Origin of the sequence: Pseudarthrobacter sp. GA104 (genome assembly GCF_009741265.1) — a bacterium.
In the GTDB taxonomy this organism is placed as follows: Bacteria; Actinomycetota; Actinomycetes; order Actinomycetales; family Micrococcaceae; genus Arthrobacter.
In genome coordinates, this window is sequence record NZ_WOWL01000001.1 from 1,352,488 (window position 1) to 1,375,991 (window position 23,504).

A 23,504-nucleotide genomic window follows, 5' to 3' on the forward strand; every position below is an offset into this window, starting at 1 on the left:
GCAAATGTCAGCTAGCCCCGTAGCCGCTCCACGGCTGACAGGAGTTCCGCCACGTCCGCCTGCCTGCTCCCCGCCTTCCCGGACGGCCCGCTTTCCCACATGGCGTTGAAGTACAGCCCGTCCCCCATGTACAGCACTGCCTTTGCCATGGGCGTGCCCACGTCCTGCCCGATAAGCTCCAGCCATTGCTGCTGGATGGCGGCGAAGCGGCGGCGGGCTTCCTCGTGGGCCACCTCCGCCAGCCGCGTCACGGCCACAAAGGAGCGGTCCATCGGAGTATCGGACCACAGCGACGACTTGATGAAGTATGCCGCCGCCCCCTCCGGTGCGGAGGCCATGGCGGCGAGGTCCTCCCCTGCCAGGCGGTCCAGCCGTTCAAGGGTGGCGGCGATCAGCGCTTCCTTGTTGGGGAAGTGGTACAGGAGGCCCCCCTTGGAGACGCCCGCGCGCTTGGCCACCGCGTCCAGGGTGGCAGCCCGCTCCCCCACGTCGATCAGGAGTTCTTCGAAGGCATCCAGGACGGCATCTCGCGCAACGGGTTTTCTGGCCATGGTTCCCATCATGCATGGTCACGAAGCTGTTTCTTAACTATACCGTCCAGACGGTATAGTTAAAGCATGATCATGCCCGCCGCCTCCCAACAGAGCACCATCCGCCCGGCTCCAACCGCATTGCCCGCGCCAGGCCTGCCCGGGGGCAGCTGGCGCGACTGGCTGGCGCTGGGCCTGCTGATGTTCCCGGTCCTGCTGGTAGCCGTGGACAACACAGCCCTGACCTTCGCCCTGCCTGCCATTGCCGCCGCCCTCCGCACCTCGGGAGTAGAACTGCTGTGGATTGTGGACGCCTACCCGCTGGTGCTGGCCGGGCTGCTGGTTGCCATGGGAAGCCTGGGCGACAGGATCGGCCGGCGCCGCCTGCTGGTCATCGGCAGCATCGGCTTTGCCGCAGTCTCGGCAGCAACCGCTTTTGCCCCCAGCGCCGGATGGCTCATCGCAGGCAGGGCTTTCCTTGGCTTCTTCGGCGCCATGCTGATGCCCGCCACGCTGTCCCTGATCCGCAACATCTTCCCGGACCCCAACCGGCGGAGGTTGGCCATCGCCATCTGGGCCGCCGGATTCTCGGGCGGCGCCGCACTGGGGCCCATCCTTGGCGGGTGGCTGGTGGAACAGTTCTGGTGGGGAGCCGTACTCCTGGTGGCAGTGCCCATCATGCTGCCGCTCCTGGCCCTGGGCCCGGCCTTCATCCCGGAGTCCAGGGACCCGTCACCGGGGAAGGTGGACGTGCCCAGCATCCTGCTCTCCCTGTTCACCATGGTTCCCATGGTTTACGGGATCAAGGACCTGGCCACCGAAGGCCCGGGTGCCACAGCCCTCGGAACCATGGCGCTCGGCCTGGCAATGGGCGCGGCCTTCGTACGCAGGCAGCAGCGGCTGCACAGTCCGCTGCTGGACCTGTCCCTGTTCCGGAACAGGGTGTTCAGCATGGCCATCACTGCCAATATCCTGGCCCTGTTTTCATTCAACGGCTTTATCCTCTTCCTCGCCCAGCACCTCCAGCTCATTGAAGGCATGTCCCCCTCGGCTGCCGGAATGGCCATGGTCCCGGCACTGGTGGCCACCATGGTGTCGGGCCTTGCCGTGGTGCCGGCGGTGAGGAAAGTACGGCCGGGCTTCATGGTGGCGGCAGGACTCGCCATGAGCGCCGCCGGCTACAGCATGGTGGCTTTCGGAAGCACCGGGGGCGGGCCCGCGCTGCTACTCGGCGCGCTGCTGGTCCTTGCACTGGGCGTGGGGACGGCAGAGACCATCTCCAACGATCTCATCCTGGGAAGCGTGCCGCCGGAAAAGTCCGGGGCGGCGGCAGCGATTTCCGAGACGGGGTACGAAATTGGCGCCGTTTTGGGAACCGCCGTGCTGGGTTCCATCCTCACGGCTTCCTACCAGCACAACCTGCGGCTTCCGGCCGGCCTGGCAGATACCGCCCCCGCCCAAAGCACCGCGCACGCCCGAGAGACCCTCGCTGGAGCCATGGAACTGGCGGCCGGCCTGCCGGGCCCCATGGCCAGCACCCTCCGGCAGGCCGCCGGCTCGGCCTTCGAGTCAGGGGTGCACGTCACCGCAGCGATTGGGCTGGTACTGATGGCGACGGCGGCAGTCCTCGCCGCCGTCGTACTCCGGAAGGTGCCCAAGGCAGCCAGCTGAAGGCCGCAAGGCGCGCCCCCGCCGGTGACAGCAAAGCGCCCGCAGCCGGAGCGTGTGGCTCCGGCCGCGGGCGCCAGGCAGGCCGCTTCGTCGCGGGTGCTGCTACTTGGAGTCCGGCGCCGTAACGCTCGCGGTGGGCTTCATGGTTTCAGCATTGACCATCCAGGCGAACTGCTCCAGCTTGGCGATGAACTCGTGCAGCAGGTCCGCGGTGGTGGGATCCTCTTCATCCACCTCATCGTGAACCTTGCGCATGGTGCCAACGGCAGCCTCAAGGGCAGCCACGATCCGCTCGATCGCATCCTTGGTGCTGATCAGGCCGTCAGGGAACTGGGCCAGGCTGGTGGACCCGGCCACGGTGGAGCTGCGGCCGTCAGGCAGGGCGTGGAGGGCCCGCATCCGCTCGGCGGTGTCGTCGGCGAACTGGCGGGCAGCGTCAACGATCTCATCCAGCTGCAGGTGGAGGTCGCGGAAGTTGGTTCCCACAATGTTCCAGTGTGCCTGCTTGCCCTGGATATGCAGTTCAATCAGGTCGGCGAGCACGGCCTGCAGGTTGTTGGTCAGTGTCGGTGAAGCTTTCATGCATCCTCCTCAATTGGTCCAGTAAGCCCGACGCTACCAGCACCAGCGGGCACGGCCGAGGGCTCGCGGGGAATTTCTCAGTGAGCTTACTAAATCGCTCACAACCGAGACAAAAGAACGCCGTTCATTATTTTCCTTGCTTCCTGAGGCGCTCCCCTCCATACTAAATGAACGCCATTCATATAGTGAGCGTCGTCTCAACTTCTCCAGAAAGTGGTGCCATGACCGAGACCATCCGCACCAGCACATCCGCCTACGGCTCCGGGAGGCCCTCACCGGCAGCCGCCGGCACGAGCCCCAAAGGACTGAAGGGCGGGCAGCTGGGACTCCTCGCCGTCGTCGTCCTGGGCATTTCCACCATCGCCCCCGCCTATACCTTGACCAGCGCCCTTGGCCCCACGGTCAACGAAGCCGGGCTCCAGCTGCCCGTCATCTTCCTGATCGGTTTCATCCCCATGATCCTGGTCTCCCTTGCCTACCGGGAACTCAACGCCGATTCCCCGGACAGCGGCACCACCTTCACTTGGGTCACCAAGGCCTTCGGCCCGTGGGTTGGCTGGATGGGCGGGTGGGGCCTGCTGGCGGCCAACATCATTGTGCTCTCCAACCTCGCGGGAGTCGCCCTCGACTTCTTTTACCTTTTCCTTTCCCAGCTGACGGGCTCGCCGGAGCTCGCCGACCTGGCGGCAAATAAGGCACTCAACGTGCTGACCTGCTTTGTGTTTGTGGCCCTGGCCGTCTGGGTCAGCTACCGCGGCCTGCACACCACCAAGCTGGTCCAGTACAGCCTGGTGGGATTCCAGCTGCTTGTCCTGGGCCTCTTTGTAGGCATGGCCTTCGCCAACTGGTCCGCCTCTGAAACTGCCATCCCGTTCAGCTGGGAGTGGTTCGACGTCACCAGGATCGAGACCTTCGGGCAGATCGCCGCAGGCATCTCACTGTCCATCTTTGTCTACTGGGGCTGGGACGTCTGCCTGACCGTCAATGAGGAAACCTCCAACGGCAAGAGGACGGCAGGACTGGCCGGAACCCTGACCGCCGTGATCGTCCTGGCGATCTACCTGACGGTGAGCATCGCCACCATGATGTTCGCCGGCGTAGGTGATACCGGCAACGGCCTGAACAACACCGAGATCCACGAAAACATCTTCACGGCACTGGCCTCCCCCATCATGGGTCCGTTCGCCATCCTTATGTCCATGGCAGTGCTGTCCAGCTCCGCCGCGTCCCTGCAGTCCACGTTCATGTCGCCGTCCCGCAGCCTGCTGGCCATGGGGTACTACGGCGCGCTTCCGGAGCCGTTCAGCCGGGTCAGCAGGAAGTTTGCGACGCCGGGCTTCGCCACGGTTGCCGCCGGCATCATGTCCGCGGGCTTCTACGCCGTGATGCACGTGGTCAGCGAGAATGTCCTCAATGACACCATCCTGGCGCTCGGGCTGATGATCTGCTTCTACTACGGCCTCACTGCCCTGGCCTGCGCCTGGTACTTCCGCCACAGCCTGTTCAACAGCATGCGCCATTTCCTCCTCCGCCTGGTATGCCCGGTGCTGGGCGGCGTGGGACTGTTCGTAGTGTTCCTGCAGACCGCCGTGGACAGCTGGGCGCCGGAGTTCGGCAGCGGCTCGGAGGTGTTCGGGGTGGGCCTGGTCTTTGTCCTGGGCGTCGGCATCCTGGCGTCCGGTGCCGTCGTCATGCTCATCATGGCCAGGGTCCGCCCCGGCTTCTTCCGCGGCGAGACCCTTAAGCGGGATACCCCCGCGCTGGTGGTCCCGGAGTAAAGGCGCGGAGGCTTCCGGAGGCCGTCACCGCCGACGAAGGAAGAGGTGCCGTTCCCCTGGAAACCGGGGGAACGGCACCTTCGGTGTTGATTGCCTGGCTGTCACCAGTAGTGCGCCACGTCAACCACCAGGCGCGACCCGGAGCCCGGCCCGTCCAGGGTGAAGACCCGGAACGGCAGGCGGGCCCGTACGCCCAGCCCGATGCTGGTGTAGCCCTCATAGCTGCCGGCAAAGACCACCTGGCGGAAGGTCTGGTAGCGGGCAACGTTTGAGAGCTCAGCCTGGTTCGGCGGGTTGTAGGTGGAGTTGTAGTCCTCGTCGTAGGCGGGCGAGTTCACCGTCACCTGCAGGCGCGCGTTCCCCCGGACGGGGATGGCAAAGCCGGACCCGTCCTGGACTATCTGTGGAACGTACCGCACGGTATAACCCGCAACGGCGCCGTTGAGGTCCACCACCATCCTGTCGAAGCAGTAGTGCTGCCCGGTCCGGACATTGGTGACGGTGGCGGTGCTCATGCTTTGGTCGGCCTTGGCCAAAGACCCCCATACGAGCCCGCAGTAGGAGGTGGAAGCGGAGGCGGGACCCGGAACCACGATTCCCAGCCCGGCCGCCAGGAGGATGGCAGCCAGCCAGGTGTAGAACTTTTTCATTTTGGAGCCACCCATGTGTGGAGCGAATGGATAGCTCAAGAGTAGGAGCGTTTACGGCGCGAAACGAGGTTTGTTGCCGCTTCGCCACGCAACCGTTAACCCGCGGCGCCCTTCATCACGCCCCTGTATAGCGAGAGCCGAAACATGGCTTCCCGCCGGCCCGTTTGGAACCCGTTCCGTGTTCTTTCGGCATTGTTCCGGCACCTTGCCGTTACCGGGATAACGACGGCGGCAGGAGACAAGAAGCGCCGGTCACCCGAAGGGGGTGGCCGGCGCCGGGCAATCCGGAAGAAGGGTCAGCCTTCGCAGTCGCGGCAGTACTTCAGGCCGTCTTTTTCCCGGGCAACCTGCGAGCGGTGGCGGACCAGGAAGCACGACGAGCAGGTGAACTCATCGGACTGCTCGGGAACAACAATGACCGTCAGTTCCTCGTTGGAAAGATCCGCACCCGGCAGGTCAATGCCCTCGGCAGTGTCGTTCTCGTCGACATCGATAACCGCTGTCTGCGCGTTGCCGCTCCGCGACGCCTGGAGGGCCTCAAGAGAGTCGGCGGGCGACTCTTCTTCCTGCTTGCGTGGAGCATCGTAATCGGTAGCCATAGCCTGTTCACTTTCGTTGCTGCGCAGCGCCATTCAGGCACCTCAGTGCAGCAGTTTAGGGCATTATCGCCCTACTGGCGCAATAGTGTGGCTAAGCAGACATTCCGCCGCTTCCACCCGCTGTTCCTGCATGCTCGGACCGGGCCTGGTCGGCGCCCAGGGACACTCCACTCAAGGCCGGAAGCCAGCCCCACCGGCTGGCGTCGGCCATGGCGCCGGCGGCATTGGACTCGGATTCGTAGGTGAACGTATCCAGCAGCCAGTCGCGGAGCCGGATGAGCAGGGTGTCCGTCATGCAATGAAACCTACGCAGCGATTGTTGTGGCCACGTTTCGCGGCGGTCTCCCCCGGATTAAATCAGCTGCCGGCCCGGTCTCCGGGCGGACTTTTCAGGCGGGCGGCGCCGTGCTGCTGCGCAGGACGAGTTCCGGCTCCACCACGAGTGTCCGGGGTCCTTCCGTGCCGTCGAACGCCGTGAACATCATCTGCATGCACCGCCGGCCCAGTTCCTCGAAGTCCTGCCGGACCACCGTCAGCGGCGGACTGAAGTAGCCGGCCTCGGGCTGGTCGTCGAAGCCCACCACGGACACGTCCTGCGGCACCTTGATGCCGGCCTCGGTCAGTGCGCGCAGGACTCCCAAGGCCATCTGGTCGTTGCCCACGAAGAGGGCAGTTGCCCGGCGGGTCGCCGCGATCCGCCGGCCGATTTCGTAGCCGCTGCCGGCGCTCCAGTCACCTTCGATGATCAGGTCCGTATCGAGTCCGGCAGAGGCAAGGGTGGACCGCCAGCCGTCGGCGCGCGCCACGGCATCGATCCAGTCCTGCGGCCCCGCGACGTGCCCGATCCGGACGTGCCCCTGCCCGATAAGGTGCCGCACGGCCAGTTCAGCCCCGCGGCGCTGGTCCACCCTGACGCCGCCAACCGTGTCGTTCCCATCGGGTCCCACGGCCACCACCGGCACTCCGATGGGAAGTTCCGCCAGCGCCGCCAGCGTCTCAAGGTGCGGAACGATCACCACGATGCCGTCCACCGACTGGTCCAGGAAGTGCCTGACGGCGTCAAGGATCGCGTCGCGGCTGACCTCCCGCAACGCGGCGACGCTGACGAAATATCCCGCGTCCCTTGCAGCGCGTTCCACGCCCAGCAATGTATTGGCAGGACCGTACTGGGAGAGCTCGCTGCCCAGGACCCCGATGGTCTGCGAGCGCCGGGTGACCAGGCTCCGGGCTGCGGTGTTGCGGCGGTAGCCAAGCCGGGCTATCACCGCTTCCACTCTTTCCCGCGTCCCCGCGCTCACGTTGGGGTGGTTGTTGACCACCCGTGACACGGTCTGGTGCGAGACCCCGGCCAGCTCCGCCACGTCCTCAAGCCTCGGCAGCCGGCGAGGCTTGCCGCGCGTCACGGCGTTCTAGTCCGTGGCAGGGGCCGGGAGCTCAGCCGTGCCACGGGATCAGATCCCGCCGGCCAGCTTGTAGTAGGCGGCGTTCCAGTTGAGGTCCTTCTTGAACTGCCGGATGGAGGTGCCTTCGTCAATGGTCAGCAGTTCGGTTTTGGCGATCTCGGCGAAGTCCTCGAACACTGCCATGCCCACCTGGGTGGAGAGAACGGTATGGTGGGCGGCGCCGGCGGTGAGCCATGCCGCGGCGGAGGTTGCGAAGTCCGGCTTGGGCTCCCACAGGGCGCGGGCCACGGGCAGGTTGGGCAGCGGCTGCTCCAGGGGAACGACGTCGACGGCGTTTGCCACCAGGCGGAAACGGTCCCGCATGTCGGACAGGGCGACGACGACGCCCGGGGAGGCATCGGCGTCGAACACCAGGCGGACCGGGTCTTCCTTGCCGCCGATGCCCAGCGGGTGGATTTCCAGGCGCGGCTTCGATGCCGTGAGTGAAGGGCAGACTTCCAGCATGTGCGCGCCCAGGATCTTCTCGGACCCGGGTTCCAGGTGGTAGGTGTAGTCCTCCATGAGCGAGGCACCGCCGGGCAGGCCTGCGCCCATCACCTTCGCGGCGCGGACCAGGATGGCGGTCTTCCAGTCGCCTTCGGCGCCGAAGCCGTACCCGGCGGCCATGAGCCTCTGCACCGCGAGGCCGGGAAGTTGGCGCAGGGCGCCCAGGTCCTCGAAGGACGTGGTGAACGCGGCGGAGCCGTTGGCCTCCAGGAAGCTGAGCAGGCCGAGTTCGATCCGGGCCCCGTACCGCAGCGATTCATGCCTGGCCGCGCCTGCGCGGAGCTCCGGCACCACGTCGTAAAGGTCCTCATATTCCGCCACCAAGGCGTCGACGTCGGCCTCCGCCGCGCCGTGCACGGCCTCGGCGAGCTCGTTGACGGACCACGTGTTCACGGCGACGCCGAAGCGCAGCTCCGCCTCGGTCTTGTCGCCTTCGGTGACGGCGACGTTGCGCATGTTGTCGCCGAAGCGGGTCAGCTTCAGGGTGCGGACTGCGGCCCATCCGGCGGCGGCCCGCTGCCAGGAACCCACCTGGCGTGCCACGTCAGGGTTGGAGACGTGCCCGACGACGGTCTTCCGGGCGATGCCCAGGCGGGACTGGATGTACCCGAACTCGCGGTCTCCATGCGCGGCCTGGTTCAGGTTCATGAAGTCGAAGTCGATGTCCGCCCACGGCAGGTCCCGGTTGGCCTGGGTGTGCAGGTGCAGCAGCGGCTTGCGCAGCAGGTCCAGGCCCTGGATCCACATCTTGGCCGGGCTGAACGTGTGCATCCAGGCGGTTACACCGATCACGGAATCATCCGAGTTCGCTTCCAGGGCCGTGCGCCGGATGGCGTCCGAATCCGTGAGGACAGGCTTCCAGACAATCCTGACCGGGACGGCGGAATTGGCGTTGAGCTGGTTGGCGATCTCCTGGGACTGGGCGGCCACCTGCTTGAGGACTTCCTCCCCGTACAGGTGCTGGCTGCCGGTGAGGAACCAGACCTCGTAGCCGTCGAGGGAAGTGTTTGCTGCGGTGCTCATGGATTCTCCTGGGAAGTGATGTGGCGGCGCTGGATTACTGGCCTGTGCTTTTTATTGGCCGTAGACGTTCTGGTAGCGGGCATAGAGGGAGTCGATGGAGCCCTGGTCGATGGGCAGGGGCTCGCCCAGCTGCCTGGAAATGTGGACGGTGCGGGCCACCTCCTCACACATCACGGCGGCCTTCACGGCGGAGCGGGCGTCCTTGCCGATGGTGAAGGGACCGTGGTTCTGCATCAGGACAGCCGGTGAATTGGAGTTCTTCAGCGTCTCCACGATCCCGTGGCCGATCGAGTCGTCGCCGATCAGCGCGAACGGGCCCACCGGGATGGAGCCGCCGAACTCATCGCCCATCATGGTCAGCACGCACGGGATGGCCTCCCCCCTCGCAGCCCAGGCGGTGGCGTAGGTGGAGTGGGTGTGCACCACGCCGCCCACCTCCGGCATGTGCCGGTAGACGTAGGCGTGCGCTGCTGTGTCCGACGACGGAGACAGCGGCGGGTTGCCCCAGTCCACCGTGCCGCCGCCACCGACGTTGGTGCCCCTGACGGGCGTGCCGTGCAGGTCGGTCACGATCATCTGCTCCGGGGTCAGGTCCTGGTAGGCGACCCCGGAGGGCTTGATGACCATCAGGTCGGTGCCCGGCACCCGGGCGGAAACGTTGCCCGCGGTCCACACCACCAGTTCGTAGCGGGTCAGCTCGGCATGCAGCGCGCACACTTCTTCACGGACCCGGGCGATGGTTTCCAGGATCCCGGTTCCGGTTCCATTCCCTGCACTCATGCGGACACCTCCACGGCCGTTTCGGCGGCGGAGCCGGCACCGGGCAGGGCGGTCCGGGCAGCTTTGCGCTGGATGGCCTTGAGCCGGTGCATCACGTCGTTGCCGCCGCGGCCAAAGTAGTCGTGCAGGGCCTTGTACTCTTGGAAGAGTTCCTCGTAAGCGGCCACGTTTTCCGGGATGGGCGTGTAGACCTCACCGGGTTCGGAACCCATGGCGGCGGCAGCTTCCCGGATGTCAGCGTATTCTCCGGCGGCGACGGCGGCGTGGATGGCGGATCCCAGGGCCGGACCCTGCTCCGAGCCGATGGTGGACAGCTGAAGGCCGGTGGCGTCCGCGTAGATCTGCATCAGGAGCCTGTTCTTGAGCAGGCCGCCGGCCACGATGAATTCCTTCACCGGAACCCCGGCGTCGCGGAAGGCGTCCACGATGGTGCGGGTTCCGAAGGCCGTGGCTTCCAGCAGGGCGCGGTAGGTGTCCTCGGGCCTGGTGGCGAGGGTCTGGCCCACCACGATGCCGGACAGCTCATGGTCCACCAGCACCGAGCGGTTGCCCGAGTGCCAGTCGAGTGCGATCAGGCCGTGCTCCCCGATGGCCTGCCGCGACGCCAGTTCGGTGAGGTACTCATGGATCCCCAGCCCGCCGTCCCTGGCAGCCTGGTGGTATTCGGGCGGGACGCCGTACTTGGTGAACCAGCCGAAGATGTCCCCCACGCCGGACTGCCCGGCCTCGTAGCCCCACAGGCCCGGCACGATGCCGCCGTCCACTGCCCCGCACATTCCCGGCACTTCCCGCAGTTCGTTGCCGTTCATCACGTGGCAGGTGGAGGTGCCCATGATGGCCACCAGCTGGCCGGCTTCCACTGCCTTGGCGGCAGGGACCGTGACGTGGGCGTCAACGTTTCCCACGGCCACGGCGATGCCCTCCGGCAGCCCGGTCCAGGCTGCCGCCTCCGCCGTCAGGGTGCCGGCGGCGTCCCCCAGCCGCCCGATGGCGTGCTCCAGCTTGGAACTGACAAAGTCCTTGAAGTCCGGGTTCAGGGCGGCCAGGAAATCCGCCGAGGGATACCGCCCGTCCTGGTAGATGCCCTTGTAGCCGGCGGTGCAGGCGTTGCGGACGTAGCGGCCGCACAGCTGCCAGACGATCCAGTCGGCCGCCTCCACCCAGTGGTCCATGGCGGCGTAGGCCTCCGGGTCCTCTTCCAGCAACTGCAGGCCTTTGGCGAACTCCCACTCGGAGGAGATCAGGCCGCCGTACCGCGGAAGCCACTCTTCGCCCCGTTCGGCGGCCAGCCGGTTGATCCGGTCGGCCTGCCCTTGGGCGGCGTGGTGGCGCCAGAGCTTCACGTAGGCATGCGGCCGGTTGGCATAGCCCGGCAATTCGTTCAGGGGCGTGCCATCGGCCTTGACGGGCACCATGGTGCAGGCGGTGAAGTCGGTGGCAATACCGACGACGGCGGCCGGGTCGATCCCCGCGGCGGCCACCGCGGCGGGAACGGCTATGCGCAGGACGTCCCTGTAGTCGTTGGGCACCTGAAGCGCCCATTCCCCGGGAAGCCGTGCTCCGTCGTCGCCCGCCACGTCCTTGGGCAGGGAGCCGGTCACCACTGCATGGGGATACTCATGGACGGCGCTGCCGAGCTCCTTGCCGTCGCGGACCCGCACCACCACGGCACGGCCTGACAGGGTTCCGTAGTCCACCCCGATCACGCAGTGGTCGGGGTGGACGTCGGAGCTGGAAGTGAACAACGCAGCTGGCATGGGGTTGCCTCCATCCGGGAGGCAGAGGCCTCATTACCGGTTTTGTAGGGTCAGGGTCGAGCTAAGTGCTGCAGCAAGTGTGAACGCTAACAAAGAAGAAGTCAATGAGGTCAAAGGTTTTCGGAGTTTCCGTCAGGAGGCTCTTGTTAGCGTTCACAAATCAGTCTATATTGAACCGACACATCAACCATGTGGCCAGGGCCGGGAGCATCGTTGCTTCCCGGCCCAACAACACTTCGCGGCAATGCTGCCGCGGAAGGAGAAAATGGTGAGAATCAAAAAACTCATGGGCGCGGTGGCCCTTGTCCTCGCCCTGACCGTGGGAGCCACCGGTTGCGGCTCCCGTGGCGGAGCCACCGAATCCAGCGGCGCTGCGAAGCCCGGCGACTCGCTGGTTGGCATCTCGATGCCAACCCAGACATCCGAACGATGGATTGCCGACGGCGCCAACGTTGAGAAGTCCCTGAAAGACCTCGGCTACAAGACGGACCTCCAGTTCGCCAACGACGACATCCCAACCCAGGTCTCGCAGATCGAGAACATGCTGACGAAGGGCGCCAAAGCCCTGATCATCGCTGCGATTGACGGCACCACCCTGACCGACGTCCTGGCCAAGGCCAAGGAGCAGAACGTCAAGGTCATCGCCTACGACCGTCTCATCAACGGCACTCCGAACGTGGACTACTACACCACGTTCGACAACTACACCGTAGGCGTCCAGCAGGCCACGTCGCTGCTGACCGGCCTGGGCCTGGTCGATGCCAGCGGCAAGAAGGTGGACGGCAAGGGCCCCTTCAACGTCGAACTCTTCGCCGGAAGCCCGGACGACAACAACGCCAACTTCTTCTGGACCGGCGCCATGGACACCCTCAAGCCGTACCTGGATGCCGGCACGCTGAAGGTCCCCAGCGGCCAGGCCAAGTTTGAGCAGGCCGCCATCCTTCGCTGGCAGGCACCCGTGGCACAGAAGCGGATGGAAGACATTCTCACCTCCGCCTACAGCTCGGGCACCAAGCTGAACGGCGTCCTCTCCCCGTACGACGGCCTGTCCATCGGCATTATCTCCGCCCTCACCAGCACCGGCGGCTACGCCAAGGGAAGCCTTCCGGTAGTCACCGGCCAGGACGCCGAAAAGGGCTCCGTGAAGTCCATCGTCGCCGGCGAGCAGTACTCCACCATCTTCAAGGACACCCGCCAGCTCGGCGCCCAGGCCGTCAAGATGGTTGATGCAGTCCTCAAGGGCCAGGAACCGGAGACCAACGACACCAAGACCTACGACAACAAGGTCAAGGTTGTCCCGGCCTTCCTGCTGAAGTCCGTGATCATCACCAAGGACAACTACAAAAAGGAACTGATCGACTCGGGTTACTACACCGACGCCGACGTCAAGTAGTCAGCGTCCCGGGCTGTGGCCGGACCTGCATCCGGCCACAGCCCCGCCCGCACCTTCCTGCAGCAGCAGGAAGGCCAAGCTTCGACCAGTCAGTGGGAATTGACGATGAACACACCCATTCTTCAAATGCGAGGAATCACCAAGACGTTCCCCGGCGTGAAAGCGCTGCAGGACGTCACCTTGGATGTGAACCGTGGCGAGGTCCACGCCATCTGCGGTGAGAACGGCGCCGGCAAGTCAACGCTCATGAAAGTGTTGTCCGGCGTCTATCCTCACAACACCTTCGACGGGGAAATCCTCTTCGAAAACGAACCCTGCAACTTCTCCAGCATCTCGGACAGCGAGAAGCGGGGCATCGTGATCATCCACCAGGAACTGGCGCTGAGCCCGTACCTCTCAATCGCCGAGAACATCTACCTCGGCAACGAACAAGCCACCAACGGATGGGTGGACTGGCGCAAGACCAACCTGGAGGCAGCAAAGCTGCTGGCCCGCGTGGGCCTAGACGAAAACCCCGTCACTCCCGTCCAGCACATCAGCGTGGGCAAGCAGCAGCTCGTGGAAATCGCCAAGGCGCTGTCCAAGGAAGTGAAGCTGCTCATCCTGGACGAGCCCACGGCCGCCCTCAACGACGAGGATTCCGGCCACTTGCTGGATCTGATCCTCCATTTGAAGGGCCAGGGGGTCACCAGCATCATCATCAGCCACAAACTCAATGAAATCCGCAAGGTGGCCGACGCCGTCACCATCATCCGGGACGGCAAAACCATCGAGACCCTTCGGCTCGATGAGGGCCAGATCACCCAGGAACGGATTATCCGCGGCATGGTGGGACGTGACCTGGAGAGCCTGTACCCGGACCGCGAGCCGAACATCGGCGAAGAAGTCCTCCGGATCGAAGACTGGTCCGTCCGGCATCCCCAGGACCACAGCCGCATGGTGGTCCGCAACGCCAACCTGCATGTCAGGAAGGGCGAAGTGGTGGGACTTGCCGGGCTGATGGGCGCCGGACGCACGGAACTCGCCATGAGCGTCTTCGGCCGGACCTACGGCACCGCAACGTCAGGCAAGGTCTACAAGTACGGCGAGGAAATCAACACCTCAACTGTCTCTGACGCCATCCGGCACGGCATTGCGTACGCCACCGAGGACCGCAAGCACTACGGCCTGAACCTCATCGAGGACATCAAGCGCAACATCTCCCTGGCAGCTCTGCGCAAGCTCGCCAAACGCGGCTTCGTGGACAAGAACCAGGAGACCGTGGTGGCCAACGGCTACCGGAAGAGCATGAACATCAAAGCACCCTCGGTGGCCGCCATCACCGGCAAGCTCTCCGGCGGCAACCAGCAGAAGGTGGTGCTGAGCAAATGGATGTTCTCCGACCCGGACGTGCTCATCCTCGATGAACCCACCCGCGGGATCGACGTCGGTGCCAAATACGAGATCTACACGATCATCGCCAAACTCGCGGCCGAAGGAAAAGCCGTGATCGTCATTTCCTCGGAACTTCCCGAACTCCTGGGCATCTGCGACCGCATCTACACCCTCGCCGCCGGCCACATAACGGGTGAAGTCCCCATCGCCGAGGCCACCCAGGAAACCCTGATGCACTACATGACCAAAGAGAAGGAATAGCGAAATGTCCGCCTTACGAGAATCGCTCGGATTCCTCACAAGCCGCCTCCGCCAGGTTGGCATCTTCGTTGCCCTGATCCTGATCGTCCTGCTGTTCCAGGGGCTGACCGGCGGGATCCTGCTGGAACCGCAGAACGTCACCAACCTGGTGGTCCAGAACAGTTACATCCTCATCCTGGCCATCGGCATGGTAATGGTGATCATCGCCGGTCACATCGATCTTTCCGTCGGGTCCGTCGCCGGCTTTATCGGCGCCGTGGCCGGCGTCATGATTGTGCACTGGGGCTGGCCGTGGTGGGCCGCAATCCCGGCCTGCCTGCTGGTCGGCGCCCTCGTGGGCGCCTGGCAGGGCTACTGGATCGCCTATGTGGGGATCCCGGCCTTCATCGTCACACTGGCGGGCATGCTGATCTTCCGCGGACTCACGCTCATCACCCTCAAGAACCAGCAGATCACCCCCTTCCCCGCCGAACTGCGGGCCCTGGGCGGCGGCTTCCTTCCTGACATCTCCGGCGGCACGTCCGTCCTGGAGTGGCTCACAGTGATCCTGGGTGCCGGCGCTACCGTGGCGCTGCTGATCCAGGCCCTCAAGGAGCGCAGGATCCGCAGGAAGTTCGACCTCGAGAGCGAACCCCTGGTCTGGTTCGTCATCAAGACCGCCTTCACCGCGCTACTCATGCTCATCATCACCTTCCTGCTGGCCTCCTACCGTGGCACGCCGATCGTCCTGGTGGTCCTGGCCGTGCTGGTGATCGCCTACACCGCCCTGATGAACAACAGCGTCTTCGGGCGGCACACGTACGCGATCGGCGGCAACCTCCATGCAGCTGAACTGTCAGGCATCAAGACCAAGGCCGTCACGTTCCGGCTCTTCGTGAACATGGGCGTGCTCGCCGCGCTCGCAGGCCTGGTCTTCACCGCGCGGCTCAACTCTGCGCAGCCCGCCGGTGGAACAGGCTTCGAACTGGACTCCATCGCTGCAGCCTTCATCGGCGGCGCCGCTGTTACCGGTGGGATCGGAACAGTCGCGGGGGCCATGATCGGCGGCCTGATCATGGGAGTGCTCAACAACGGCATGTCCATCCTGGGCCTGGGCACCGATTACCAGCAGCTCATCAAGGGCCTGGTACTCCTTTTGGCCGTCGGCTTCGATATCTTCAACAAGAACCGCAGCGGCGACGGCGGTGACCTCGGCAAACGGTTCAAGCTGAAGACTTCACCTCCGCCCGCCGAGGAAAAAGCGACGCCGGCGGCCAGCGAAACCGTGGAGGCGGGCGTCAAGTAGCGGCTACCGCGGCCGCGGCGCTGCTCCATGCAGACCCGGACCCTGGACGACGCGTCCGGGGCCCGGGTCTTTGCAGCTCAGGGCGCTGCCGCGACTCCGGTAGCAACATCCGCCGGCGAGCGCTGCCGACGGCTGAGCAGGATAAAGGGAGCCGCAATCAGTTGCACTGCCCCACCCACGGCCAGTGAAGCCGGGTAGCCGTAGAGGTCCGCGGCCCGGCCGAGCAGCGGCTGCACCACCACTCCCCCGGCCGAGCCCATCAGGGAATCGAAGCTCAGCACTGTGGCACGCTGCTTCGAGGCAATCATGTCGTTCAGGTATGCCTGCCGGACGGGCGTGCCGGCCGAGGACACGATTGCCCAGAGTGCCAGGAGCACCAACGCCAGCCAGAAGACGCTGGTGAACATGAGCACCACCAGGATGAGTGCACTGGCCACGTTCGTGGCTATCAGCACGCTGGTCCGCCGCCGGACCAGTTTCCGGACCCGGGGCGCCATCCATCCGCCGACGACGTCCGCTCCTGCCACCAGGGCCGCCGCCAGGCCTGCTATGGCATAGGCCCGCGGGTCTCCGAAAAGCTGAAGCAGGTAGGGCTGCAGGGCATAGAAAACGTAGATGCCCACCCCTTCGGTAAAGGGGGCCGCCAGCATGATGAAGCGGACGGGCGGGTTCTTCAGTCCGTTGTCCACGGATGCCCGCAATACTGCCCGGGTGGCCTGCAGCGGATGGGCCGAACGTTCAGGCGTGAAGCCGACGTCGTGCATGAGCAGGAAGGCCACGGCGAACATGGCGGTGAGCACGCCCACCCGAACGAGGAACGGAACACCGAGGTTGCTGGCCTGGGCAATGACCCCGCCGGCCACGGAGCCCGCCAGCATGGCAACGCCGGAGACCATCTGCCCCCGGCCAAGCACCGTTTCCAGCCCGCCTTCGTAACCGGCGAAACTCAGGGCGTCCACCAGCCAGGCCTCCACTGCGCCGGAGAAGAAGGTGAAGCCCAGGCCCAGCAGGACCGAGACCACGGCCCACCACCAGAACGGGGCTGAAAACTGCCACAGCAGGTAGTACAGGAAGGTGGACCCGGCCAGCGTGAGTGTGCCCAGCAGGAAGGAAACCCGGCGGCCCCAACTGTCCGCCACTACTCCGGTCGGCACCTCGAACAGCACCATGCCGGCGGTAAAGAAGGCATTCGCGGCAAAGGCCTCCAGGTTGCTTAGACCCGCATCCAGCAGGAAGAGCGTGTTGATGCCCCAGATGAACGAGGCCGCCAGGGTGTTTCCCAGGGTCAGCGTCAGGTAGACGCGCTGGATCTTCCTGGCTGCGTCGTTCATGGCAGGTGCGGCTACGGGGTGCTGAAGCTGGCGGGTACCGGATCATGCCGCAGGTACCGGCGGCGGAAGCGCCCGGATCCCGCGGTGAGGGCCCGCAAATCGACGGCATAGCGCAGCAGTTCCTGGTCCGGGACTTCAGCGCTGATTTCGGTCAGGCCGTCACCGGAGGAGGTGGTTCCGGTGAGCCTGCCGCGCCTGGCGGACAAGTCACTCATCACGGACCCCACGTGCTCGTCCGTTACAGTGATGACCACCGATGACACCGGCTCCAGGAGTTGGATCCGCCCTGCTGCCGCCGCCTCGCGCAGGGCCAGCGCCCCGGCGGCCTGGAATGCGGCATCGGAGGAATCCACGCTGTGCGCTTTGCCTCCCGTGAGCGTCACCCGCAGGTCCACCACCGGGAAGCCCGCGCTGACCCCCTTTTCCATCTGGGCACGGACGCCCTTCTCCACGGACGGGATGAACGTCCCCGGGATCACGCCGCCCACCGTCCTGTCCACGAATTCGAAGCCCCCGCCGCGTGGCAGGGGTTCCACGTCAATATCGCAGACAGCATATTGCCCGTGGCCGCCGGACTGCTTGACGTGCCGCCCATGGCCGGCGGCGGGGGCCGAGAAAGTTTCACGCAAGGGCGTCACCACGTCCACCGTATGCAGCTTCACGCCCTGGTCCCGCAACCTGTCCAGCACCACCTCGGCGTGGGCCTCCCCCATGCACCAAAGGACGAGCTGATGCGTTTCCTGGTTCCGTTCCACCCGCAAGGTGGGATCGCCGGCCGCGATCTTCCCCAGGCTGCGCGCCAGGGCGTCTTCGTCACTGCGCGAATCAGCCTCCACGGCCACGGGCAGCAGCGGCTCGGGCATCTCCCAGGTGGCCAGCAGCAGCGGCCGGTCCCGGCCGGAGATGGTGTCTCCGGTTTCGGCGCTTCCCAGTTTCGCCACCGCGCAAATGTCCCCCGCCACGCAGTGCGGGACAGGCCGCAGCGAGGCACCGAGCGGGGAGTAGAGGTGCGTAACGCGTTCGTCCGTGTCGTGGTCCTGGTGGCCGCGGTCGGCCAGGCCCTGGCCGGTAACGTGCACCGGAGCATCCTCCCGGAGCGTGCCGGAGAAAACCCGGACCAGGCAGATCCGGCCCAGGAACGGGTCGATGGAGGTGCGGACCACCTCTGCCGCCAACTGGCCCTCCGGATCGCAGGACAAGGGCCCGGCGGGCGCGCCCGCCAGGTCCGTCACCTCGGGCACCCGGCCGTCCGACGGAGGCGGGAAGGCCCGAACCAGGACCTCCACCAGTTCCGCGGTCCCCAGTCCGCTGACGGCCGACGTGGACAGGACGGGGAAAAAGGACCCGCGCTCGACGGCGGTTTCCAGGTCAGCGACAAGGACGTCGGTTTCGATGTCCTCGCCTGCCAGGTAGCGGTCCATCAGGGTTTCGTCTTCGCTCTCGCCGATGATCCCCTCGATGAGGTCCCCCCTGGCGGCGCCGAAGGCCGCACGTTCGTCGGGGGTCGCTTCGCGCGTCGTTGCGGACGGCTCCCCGGATGAGTAATCGCTGACCGTCCCGGACAGCAAGCCGAGCAGGCCGGTGACCTCAGCGCCCGTCCGGACCGGAACGTACAGCGGCAGGACGCCCTCGCCGAAGGACTTCCGGCAGGCGGCCAGGACGCCGTCGTAATCTGCCCGCGGGTGGTCCATGCGGGTGATGGCGACGGCACGGGGCAGGCGCATGTGCTCGCATTCATCCCACAGCGCGGTGGTGGTGGCGTCGATCCCGTCGACCGCGGACACCACGAACAGGGCGGCATCCGCGGCGCGGAGTCCTGCACGGAGTTCGCCGATGAAATCCGGGTAGCCCGGGGTGTCCAGGAGGTTCACTTTGATGCCGTCAACCAGCAGCGGCACCAGCGACAGGGTCACTGAGCGCTGCTGGTGGACCGCGGCGGGGTCGGAATCGCTGACGGTGGTCCCGTCCGGAATGGATCCCTTGCGGGTGATCATGCCGTTGGCAGCGAGCAGCGCCTCGATCAGCATGGTCTTCCCGGCGCCTGAATGGCCTACAAGCGCCACGTTCCGGATTTTGGCGGGCTCCTCTGCTGCGATTCCGGCGGAGGCATCGGCACGTCGGGACTCGGGTCCGTTCCTTCCGGCCGCTGTCCTGGCTGAGTCCTTGGTGCCTCTGACCGACATGGGAACCTCCTGGCGCCTTCGCCATCCAACCGGGCTGAACATGTCCTCTGATTCGACACCCTGCAGGGGCTGTACGGCAAGGGCAGGCAGAAGGGAAATTACGAGCCGCGGGCCTTCCGGGTAGCCGCATCGTTGGCCTTCTGGATGGCTTTGACCAGTTCGTCCTTATCCATCTTGGAACGGCCGTCGATGTGCAGCTCCTGCGCGAGCTTATAGAGATGTTCCTTCGAGGCGTTCGCGTTCACGCCGCCCGCGGTGGGCTCGGAGGACCGCACGCCCCCTTCGGCCCGTTTGTCCGAGGGGCCGCGTTTTTCCTTCGGCTCCCAGTGGTCGCCCACCTTCTCGTAGCTGTGCTTGAGCGAGGCGTAGGCTGCCCGGGCGGCCCTTTGCTCGTCATTGTCGTAGCTCTCAAGGGCTGAATCGTAGGTTTTGGCGAACGTGTCCTGGGCCTTCCGCCCGGAGCGCTGCAGGGTCGAGGGCAGCTCATCCTTGCGGGCGTGGCCGTTCTTTCCGGTCTTGGGCATGGCACCCACACTCCTTTTATCAGCAGGCTGATGTTCGGGATAGAACCAGCTTAGCCGTCCGGAGAGGAGAGGGTAGTGGAGCCCCCTGTCGGATTCGAACCGACGACCCCCGCTTTACAAGAGCGGTGCTCTGGCCAACTGAGCTAAGGAGGCGTGCCCCTGCGGGCTGGCGCCTGAACGGCGCTAGATAAGGTTAGCCCAAGTGGCGCCGGTGGTAAAAACGCCCGCGCCAAGGCCCCATACCGGCCTTAAAGACGGCGGCCCGTTCCGGGAAGAATCCGGAACGGGCCGCCGATGTGCCGTTGGGCTCTTAGGCCTTGGCGTCGATGGCCGCCTGGATCTCGGCGTTCAGGTCCGAGGCGCCGTCCCACTTCTTGCCGTCGATGAAGATGGTGGGCGTCCCCGAGATGCCGGAGTTTGCGGCAAGGTCCGTGGAGTACTTGACGTAGGGACGGAAAGTCTTGTCGTCCACGCAGCTGTTGATGTCTGCGCCAACGTCGCTGGCCAGGGACTTCAACTTGTCATCAGACAGGCCGGCTCCGCCCTCGGCGGGCTGGTTGTCGAAGAGGATATTGATGTAATCCGCGTACTTCCCGGGGGCCTTGTCTGCAACGCACGCGGCGGCGTTCGCGGAACGTGAGGAGTAGTTGGTGCTGGACTGGCGGTCCAGGAAGCCCAGCGGCCGGTACTCCATAGTGATCTTGCCTTCATTGCGAAGGCTGGTCAGGGCCTCGTTGTATGTTTCCTCGAACCGGAGGCAAACGGGGCAGATGAAGTCGATGTACGCAATGACCTTGACCGGCTGTCCCGCTTCGGCCTCGGCCCCCGGCGCCACCACGGGGTTGGGCTGTGTTTCAGGCTTGGCCGGAAGATTGGCCATGTCCACCGTGGCCGGGTCCGTCTTCTTCACTTCGGAGTTGGCCAGCAGGGTCACGCCTCCGTTGACGTTGGCGTTGGCTGGCACCGGACCCTGGTCGGCGATGGGTGTGTTCTGCCTGATGCTGGTGGTCACCACCAGCGCAACGACAGCCAGGATGGCGACGACGGCGGCCACGATGCCCCAGCCGATGAGCAGCTTGTTGCGCTTGTCCTTCTTCAGCTGCGCTTCACGGATCTGGCGCGCCTTTTCCCGCGCCTCCGCGGTGCGCTCAGCCTTGGACTTACGTACTTCGTTTGCGGGGCTCATGTGTTCCTTGGGTCGGTTGACGTGGGGGGACCACTTCGTGGCAACTCCTACATTTTAGGGGAGAAAGCTGGGAGCTTGCGCTTTCAACTAACCGCCGGGTTGACCAACGGACGAATAGCACGGAAGATTCCGTCCCGTTAGGGTGGGCTGAGAGGCACAAGCAACCCCAGGGGGCCGCAATGCAAACACCCGTCCAGGAAAAACCTTCCGCAACATCTACGTCCGGCACCGCCGGCTCCGCCCACGGCGGAGCCACGAAGTACGACTTCATGGTGGTGTCGAACAGGCTCCCGGTGGACCGTTGCGCACCCGGGGAAAGCGGGGATGACGGCTCCGGCTGGCGCCGGTCCCCCGGCGGGCTGGTGACTGCGCTGGCCCCCATGATGACCAAGACCGACGGCGCGTGGGTAGGGTGGCACGGCGCCCCCGACGAGACAGTCAAGCCCTTTAGCCACGGCGGCATGGACCTGGTCCCCGTCCAGCTCAGCACCGACGAAGTGGAGCTCTATTACGAGGGGTTCTCGAACGCCACCCTCTGGCCGCTGTACCACGACGTCATCGCCCCGCCGGAGTTCCACCGTACGTGGTGGGACGCCTACCGCAAGGTCAACAGGAGGTTCGCCGACGCCGTCGTGCGCCACGCCGATCACGGCGCCACGGTGTGGGTACAGGACTACCAGCTCCAGCTGGTGCCGCGCCTGCTGCGCGAAGCGCGGCCGGACCTCCGGATCGGGTTCTTCAACCACATCCCGTTCCCGCCGCCGGAGATCTTTGCGCAGCTGCCGTGGCGCCAGGCCATCATTGACGGGCTCCTCGGTGCCGACCTGGTGGGCTTCCAGCGGCCCAGCGATGCCGGAAACTTCATGCGCTCCGCACGCCGCTTCCTCGGCGCCAGCGTTAAGCAGCAGCAGGTCCATGTGAAGGGCCAGGACGGCGCCGTTACGCACATTGCCCGGGCGCAGGCATTCCCCATCTCCATTGACGTCCGGCAGATCACCGAACTGGCCTCCAACCCGGACATCATTGAACGGGCCCGCCAGATCCGGCAGGACCTCGGGAACCCCAAGACGATCCTGCTCGGCGTCGACCGCTTGGACTACACCAAGGGCATCCGGCACCGGCTGAAGGCCTTTGAGGAGCTCCTGGCGGACGGCAAGCTTTCCGTTGGCGACGCCACCCTGATCCAGGTGGCCAGCCCCAGCCGCGAGCGCGTTGAGCAGTACCGCCTCCTGCGCGAGGAGGTGGAGGGCACGGTGGGCCATATCAACGGCACGTACGACACCATCGAGAACACCGCCGTACGCTACCTGCACCACAGCTATCCGGTGGAAGAGATGGTGGCGCTGTACCTTGCTGCCGACGTCATGCTGGTGACGGCTCTTCGGGACGGCATGAACCTTGTGGCCAAGGAATACGTGACGGCGCGCACCAACAACGACGGTGCCCTGGTCCTCAGTGAGTTCGCCGGTGCAGCCGACCAGCTCAAGCAGGCACTGCTGATTAATCCGCATGACATTGACGGCCTCAAAGGCGCCATCATGCGTGCCGTGAACCTGGAACAGCGGGACGCGTCCCGGCGGATGCGGGCCATGCGCAAGCAGATCCTCGAGCACGACGTGGACCACTGGTCCGCCGACTTCCTGCGCGCGCTCAACGAAAAGGTGGTCCGCGATGACTCATGACGCCCGCCACGCCAAGGACCGGCTTTCGCTGTCCCCCGAGCTCCGGGAAGCCATCCGGCGGATCGCCGGGACCGAGCACCTGCTCGTGGCCATGGATTTCGACGGCACGATGGCGCCCATCGTCGGCCGCGCCGACGACGCCCGGCCGCTGCCGCGCTCGGCGGCCGCCTTCGCCGGCCTCGCCGTGCTTCCACGGACGACGACGGCACTCATCTCCGGCCGCGCCCTCGCCAGCCTGCGCGCCGTCGCCTCCCCTCCGGTGGACACGCTCCTCATCGGCAGCCATGGCGCCGAGGCATGGCTGGGTCCGGGATCCGCCGGGCTCACGCTCGATGAAGGGCAAAAGGCCCTCCTGGACGAGGTGCGCACCGTCCTGGAGGACATCGTCAGGGAAGCTCCCGGCACCACGCTTGAGGACAAGCCCGCAGGGGTGGTCCTCCATACCCGCCTCGCCGCCGATGATGTCGCCGAAGACGCCGTGGCTGCTGCCCGCTCCCTGCTGCAGGACCGGAAGGGGGTGTTCCTCAAGGACGGCAAGCGGGTCCTTGAGACCTCGGTGGTCAACGCGTCCAAAGGCGAGGGCGTCACCTTCCTGCGGCAGATCACCGGAGCTACCGGTGTCCTGTTCGCCGGCGATGACACCACGGACGAAGACGCCCTGGCGCGCCTGGAGCCGGGGGACGTAGGCGTCAAGGTGGGCCTTGACTTCACCCAGGCCGAATACCGCGTTGAGGCTCCGGTCCATATTGCCGAACTGCTGGAGGTGCTGCTCCAGGAGCGGAGCATCGCCGTGGCAGAGGAGGACCCTGCAGCCGCGCAGGGGTAGTGCCGCCCGGCCCGGGCATGCGCAAGCTCACATGTGATGACCGTAACATTTGCAACCATTGTTGAAACATCTGACATACTCTTGCATGTGATGTGGCGCACAAGAACCGTGCGGCGTCACTCGGCGCTCCTCGGCCTCGG

The 23,504-nt window shown here is 65.6% G+C and carries 20 protein-coding genes, 1 tRNA gene and 1 pseudogene; 7 read left to right on the plus strand and 15 right to left on the minus strand.

Translation table 11 applies throughout. The features are described 5' to 3' along the window. Nucleotides 1–11: 11 nt before the first annotated feature. Nucleotides 12–551, minus strand: a complete 540-nt coding sequence (locus tag GK109_RS06020) for a TetR/AcrR family transcriptional regulator (protein WP_157239061.1) — start codon at nucleotides 549–551, stop codon at nucleotides 12–14. A gap of 72 nt (nucleotides 552–623) precedes the next feature. On the opposite strand from GK109_RS06020, the gene GK109_RS06025 reads away from it, so the two are divergent. Then, nucleotides 624–2,201, plus strand: a complete 1,578-nt coding sequence (locus tag GK109_RS06025; protein ID WP_370460769.1) for an MFS transporter — start codon at nucleotides 624–626, stop codon at nucleotides 2,199–2,201. A gap of 102 nt (nucleotides 2,202–2,303) precedes the next feature. On the opposite strand, the gene GK109_RS06030 is transcribed toward GK109_RS06025, so the two are convergent. After that, the gene (locus GK109_RS06030) at nucleotides 2,304–2,783 is read right to left on the minus strand and encodes a Dps family protein (protein WP_157239065.1); all 480 of its coding nucleotides are present in this window, start codon (nucleotides 2,781–2,783) and stop codon (nucleotides 2,304–2,306) included. A gap of 221 nt (nucleotides 2,784–3,004) precedes the next feature. Here GK109_RS06030 and GK109_RS06035 point away from each other — a divergent pair, with 221 nt between their 5' ends. Then, nucleotides 3,005–4,561, plus strand: a complete 1,557-nt coding sequence (locus GK109_RS06035; protein WP_157239066.1) for an APC family permease — start codon at nucleotides 3,005–3,007, stop codon at nucleotides 4,559–4,561. A 101-nt stretch (nucleotides 4,562–4,662) separates the two neighbouring features. On the opposite strand, the gene GK109_RS06040 is transcribed toward GK109_RS06035, so the two are convergent. The 8 genes and pseudogenes from GK109_RS06040 to araB all read right to left on the minus strand — a co-directional run bounded on the left by GK109_RS06040 (nucleotide 4,663) and on the right by araB (nucleotide 11,319). After that, complete coding sequence (locus GK109_RS06040; protein WP_157239068.1) at nucleotides 4,663–5,211, minus strand: hypothetical protein; 549 nt, start codon at nucleotides 5,209–5,211, stop codon at nucleotides 4,663–4,665. A 296-nt stretch (nucleotides 5,212–5,507) separates the two neighbouring features. After that, nucleotides 5,508–5,810 carry a DUF4193 domain-containing protein gene (locus GK109_RS06045; protein WP_018762118.1) on the minus strand — a complete coding sequence of 101 codons (303 nt, stop codon included), beginning with the start codon at nucleotides 5,808–5,810 and terminating at the stop codon, nucleotides 5,508–5,510. A 91-nt stretch (nucleotides 5,811–5,901) separates the two neighbouring features. Continuing rightward, nucleotides 5,902–6,105, minus strand: a complete 204-nt coding sequence (locus tag GK109_RS06050; RefSeq protein ID WP_157239070.1) for a hypothetical protein — start codon at nucleotides 6,103–6,105, stop codon at nucleotides 5,902–5,904. A gap of 94 nt (nucleotides 6,106–6,199) precedes the next feature. Next, nucleotides 6,200–7,213, minus strand: a complete 1,014-nt coding sequence (locus GK109_RS06055; protein WP_321215384.1) for a LacI family DNA-binding transcriptional regulator — start codon at nucleotides 7,211–7,213, stop codon at nucleotides 6,200–6,202. Continuing rightward, a pseudogene (locus GK109_RS22335) lies at nucleotides 7,210–7,272 on the minus strand (hypothetical protein); the annotation flags it as partial. The gene GK109_RS06055 and the pseudogene GK109_RS22335, both read right to left, overlap by 4 nt. After that, entirely contained in the window at nucleotides 7,262–8,782 is a 1,521-nt protein-coding gene (araA, locus tag GK109_RS06060; protein ID WP_157239072.1) for an L-arabinose isomerase, read from the minus strand. The pseudogene GK109_RS22335 and the gene araA, both read right to left, overlap by 11 nt. Before the next feature lie 51 nt (nucleotides 8,783–8,833). Further along, nucleotides 8,834–9,562, minus strand: coding sequence for an L-ribulose-5-phosphate 4-epimerase (locus tag GK109_RS06065; RefSeq protein ID WP_157239074.1), 729 nt, complete (start codon nucleotides 9,560–9,562; stop codon nucleotides 8,834–8,836). After that, nucleotides 9,559–11,319: a ribulokinase gene (araB, locus tag GK109_RS06070; RefSeq protein WP_157239076.1), complete on the minus strand. Its 1,761-nt coding sequence runs from the start codon at nucleotides 11,317–11,319 to the stop codon at nucleotides 9,559–9,561. The genes GK109_RS06065 and araB overlap by 4 nt, the downstream gene beginning before the upstream one ends. Nucleotides 11,320–11,584: 265 nt before the next feature. Here araB and chvE point away from each other — a divergent pair, with 265 nt between their 5' ends. The 3 genes from chvE to mmsB all read left to right on the plus strand — a co-directional run bounded on the left by chvE (nucleotide 11,585) and on the right by mmsB (nucleotide 15,632). Further along, complete coding sequence (gene chvE, locus GK109_RS06075) at nucleotides 11,585–12,712, plus strand: multiple monosaccharide ABC transporter substrate-binding protein (protein WP_370460433.1); 1,128 nt, start codon at nucleotides 11,585–11,587, stop codon at nucleotides 12,710–12,712. Nucleotides 12,713–12,817: 105 nt separating this feature from the next. Then, a complete protein-coding gene (gene mmsA, locus GK109_RS06080; RefSeq protein ID WP_157239080.1) occupies nucleotides 12,818–14,347 on the plus strand; it encodes a multiple monosaccharide ABC transporter ATP-binding protein in 1,530 nt (509 codons plus the stop codon). A gap of 4 nt (nucleotides 14,348–14,351) precedes the next feature. Beyond that, on the plus strand, nucleotides 14,352–15,632 hold the full coding sequence (gene mmsB, locus GK109_RS06085; RefSeq protein WP_157239081.1) for a multiple monosaccharide ABC transporter permease: 1,281 nt from the start codon (nucleotides 14,352–14,354) through the stop codon (nucleotides 15,630–15,632). Nucleotides 15,633–15,709: 77 nt separating this feature from the next. Here mmsB and GK109_RS06090 read toward each other — a convergent pair whose 3' ends face one another. The 5 genes from GK109_RS06090 to GK109_RS06110 all read right to left on the minus strand — a co-directional run bounded on the left by GK109_RS06090 (nucleotide 15,710) and on the right by GK109_RS06110 (nucleotide 20,856). After that, nucleotides 15,710–16,963 carry an MFS transporter gene (locus GK109_RS06090; RefSeq protein WP_157239083.1) on the minus strand — a complete coding sequence of 418 codons (1,254 nt, stop codon included), beginning with the start codon at nucleotides 16,961–16,963 and terminating at the stop codon, nucleotides 15,710–15,712. An 11-nt stretch (nucleotides 16,964–16,974) separates the two neighbouring features. Continuing rightward, nucleotides 16,975–19,146, minus strand: a complete 2,172-nt coding sequence (locus tag GK109_RS06095) for an elongation factor G-like protein EF-G2 (RefSeq protein ID WP_157239085.1) — start codon at nucleotides 19,144–19,146, stop codon at nucleotides 16,975–16,977. A 98-nt stretch (nucleotides 19,147–19,244) separates the two neighbouring features. After that, nucleotides 19,245–19,670 (minus strand): ChaB family protein, encoded by a 426-nt coding sequence (locus GK109_RS06100; RefSeq protein ID WP_157239087.1) that lies wholly within the window; start codon nucleotides 19,668–19,670, stop codon nucleotides 19,245–19,247. 76 nt (nucleotides 19,671–19,746) lie between these two features. Continuing rightward, nucleotides 19,747–19,823: transfer RNA gene (locus tag GK109_RS06105), tRNA-Thr, on the minus strand. A 157-nt stretch (nucleotides 19,824–19,980) separates the two neighbouring features. Continuing rightward, complete coding sequence (locus GK109_RS06110; protein WP_157239089.1) at nucleotides 19,981–20,856, minus strand: thioredoxin domain-containing protein; 876 nt, start codon at nucleotides 20,854–20,856, stop codon at nucleotides 19,981–19,983. Nucleotides 20,857–21,035: 179 nt separating this feature from the next. Between GK109_RS06110 and GK109_RS06115 the strand changes: the two genes are divergently transcribed. Continuing rightward, nucleotides 21,036–22,538 carry a trehalose-6-phosphate synthase gene (locus GK109_RS06115; RefSeq protein WP_157239090.1) on the plus strand — a complete coding sequence of 501 codons (1,503 nt, stop codon included), beginning with the start codon at nucleotides 21,036–21,038 and terminating at the stop codon, nucleotides 22,536–22,538. Further along, nucleotides 22,528–23,364, plus strand: coding sequence for a trehalose-phosphatase (otsB, locus tag GK109_RS06120; RefSeq protein WP_157239092.1), 837 nt, complete (start codon nucleotides 22,528–22,530; stop codon nucleotides 23,362–23,364). The genes GK109_RS06115 and otsB overlap by 11 nt, the downstream gene beginning before the upstream one ends. The last annotated feature ends 140 nt before the right edge of the window (nucleotides 23,365–23,504 follow it).

Coding starts and splice junctions, on each gene's coding strand:
- GK109_RS06065 (WP_157239074.1), bottom strand. CDS start 9,562: ATGAGTGCAGGGAATGGAACCGGAACCGGGATCCTGGAAACCATCGCC.
- GK109_RS06030 (WP_157239065.1), bottom strand. CDS start 2,783: ATGAAAGCTTCACCGACACTGACCAACAACCTGCAGGCCGTGCTCGCC.
- araB (WP_157239076.1), bottom strand. CDS start 11,319: ATGCCAGCTGCGTTGTTCACTTCCAGCTCCGACGTCCACCCCGACCAC.
- chvE (WP_370460433.1), top strand. CDS start 11,585: ATGGTGAGAATCAAAAAACTCATGGGCGCGGTGGCCCTTGTCCTCGCC.
- GK109_RS06095 (WP_157239085.1), bottom strand. CDS start 19,146: ATGTCGGTCAGAGGCACCAAGGACTCAGCCAGGACAGCGGCCGGAAGG.
- GK109_RS06045 (WP_018762118.1), bottom strand. CDS start 5,810: ATGGCTACCGATTACGATGCTCCACGCAAGCAGGAAGAAGAGTCGCCC.
- GK109_RS06020 (WP_157239061.1), bottom strand. CDS start 551: ATGGCCAGAAAACCCGTTGCGCGAGATGCCGTCCTGGATGCCTTCGAA.
- GK109_RS06115 (WP_157239090.1), top strand. CDS start 21,036: ATGCAAACACCCGTCCAGGAAAAACCTTCCGCAACATCTACGTCCGGC.
- otsB (WP_157239092.1), top strand. CDS start 22,528: ATGACTCATGACGCCCGCCACGCCAAGGACCGGCTTTCGCTGTCCCCC.
- GK109_RS06035 (WP_157239066.1), top strand. CDS start 3,005: ATGACCGAGACCATCCGCACCAGCACATCCGCCTACGGCTCCGGGAGG.
- GK109_RS06100 (WP_157239087.1), bottom strand. CDS start 19,670: ATGCCCAAGACCGGAAAGAACGGCCACGCCCGCAAGGATGAGCTGCCC.
- GK109_RS06110 (WP_157239089.1), bottom strand. CDS start 20,856: ATGAGCCCCGCAAACGAAGTACGTAAGTCCAAGGCTGAGCGCACCGCG.
- mmsB (WP_157239081.1), top strand. CDS start 14,352: ATGTCCGCCTTACGAGAATCGCTCGGATTCCTCACAAGCCGCCTCCGC.
- GK109_RS06050 (WP_157239070.1), bottom strand. CDS start 6,105: ATGACGGACACCCTGCTCATCCGGCTCCGCGACTGGCTGCTGGATACG.
- araA (WP_157239072.1), bottom strand. CDS start 8,782: ATGAGCACCGCAGCAAACACTTCCCTCGACGGCTACGAGGTCTGGTTC.
- GK109_RS06090 (WP_157239083.1), bottom strand. CDS start 16,963: ATGAACGACGCAGCCAGGAAGATCCAGCGCGTCTACCTGACGCTGACC.
- mmsA (WP_157239080.1), top strand. CDS start 12,818: ATGAACACACCCATTCTTCAAATGCGAGGAATCACCAAGACGTTCCCC.
- GK109_RS06025 (WP_370460769.1), top strand. CDS start 624: ATGCCCGCCGCCTCCCAACAGAGCACCATCCGCCCGGCTCCAACCGCA.
- GK109_RS06040 (WP_157239068.1), bottom strand. CDS start 5,211: ATGAAAAAGTTCTACACCTGGCTGGCTGCCATCCTCCTGGCGGCCGGG.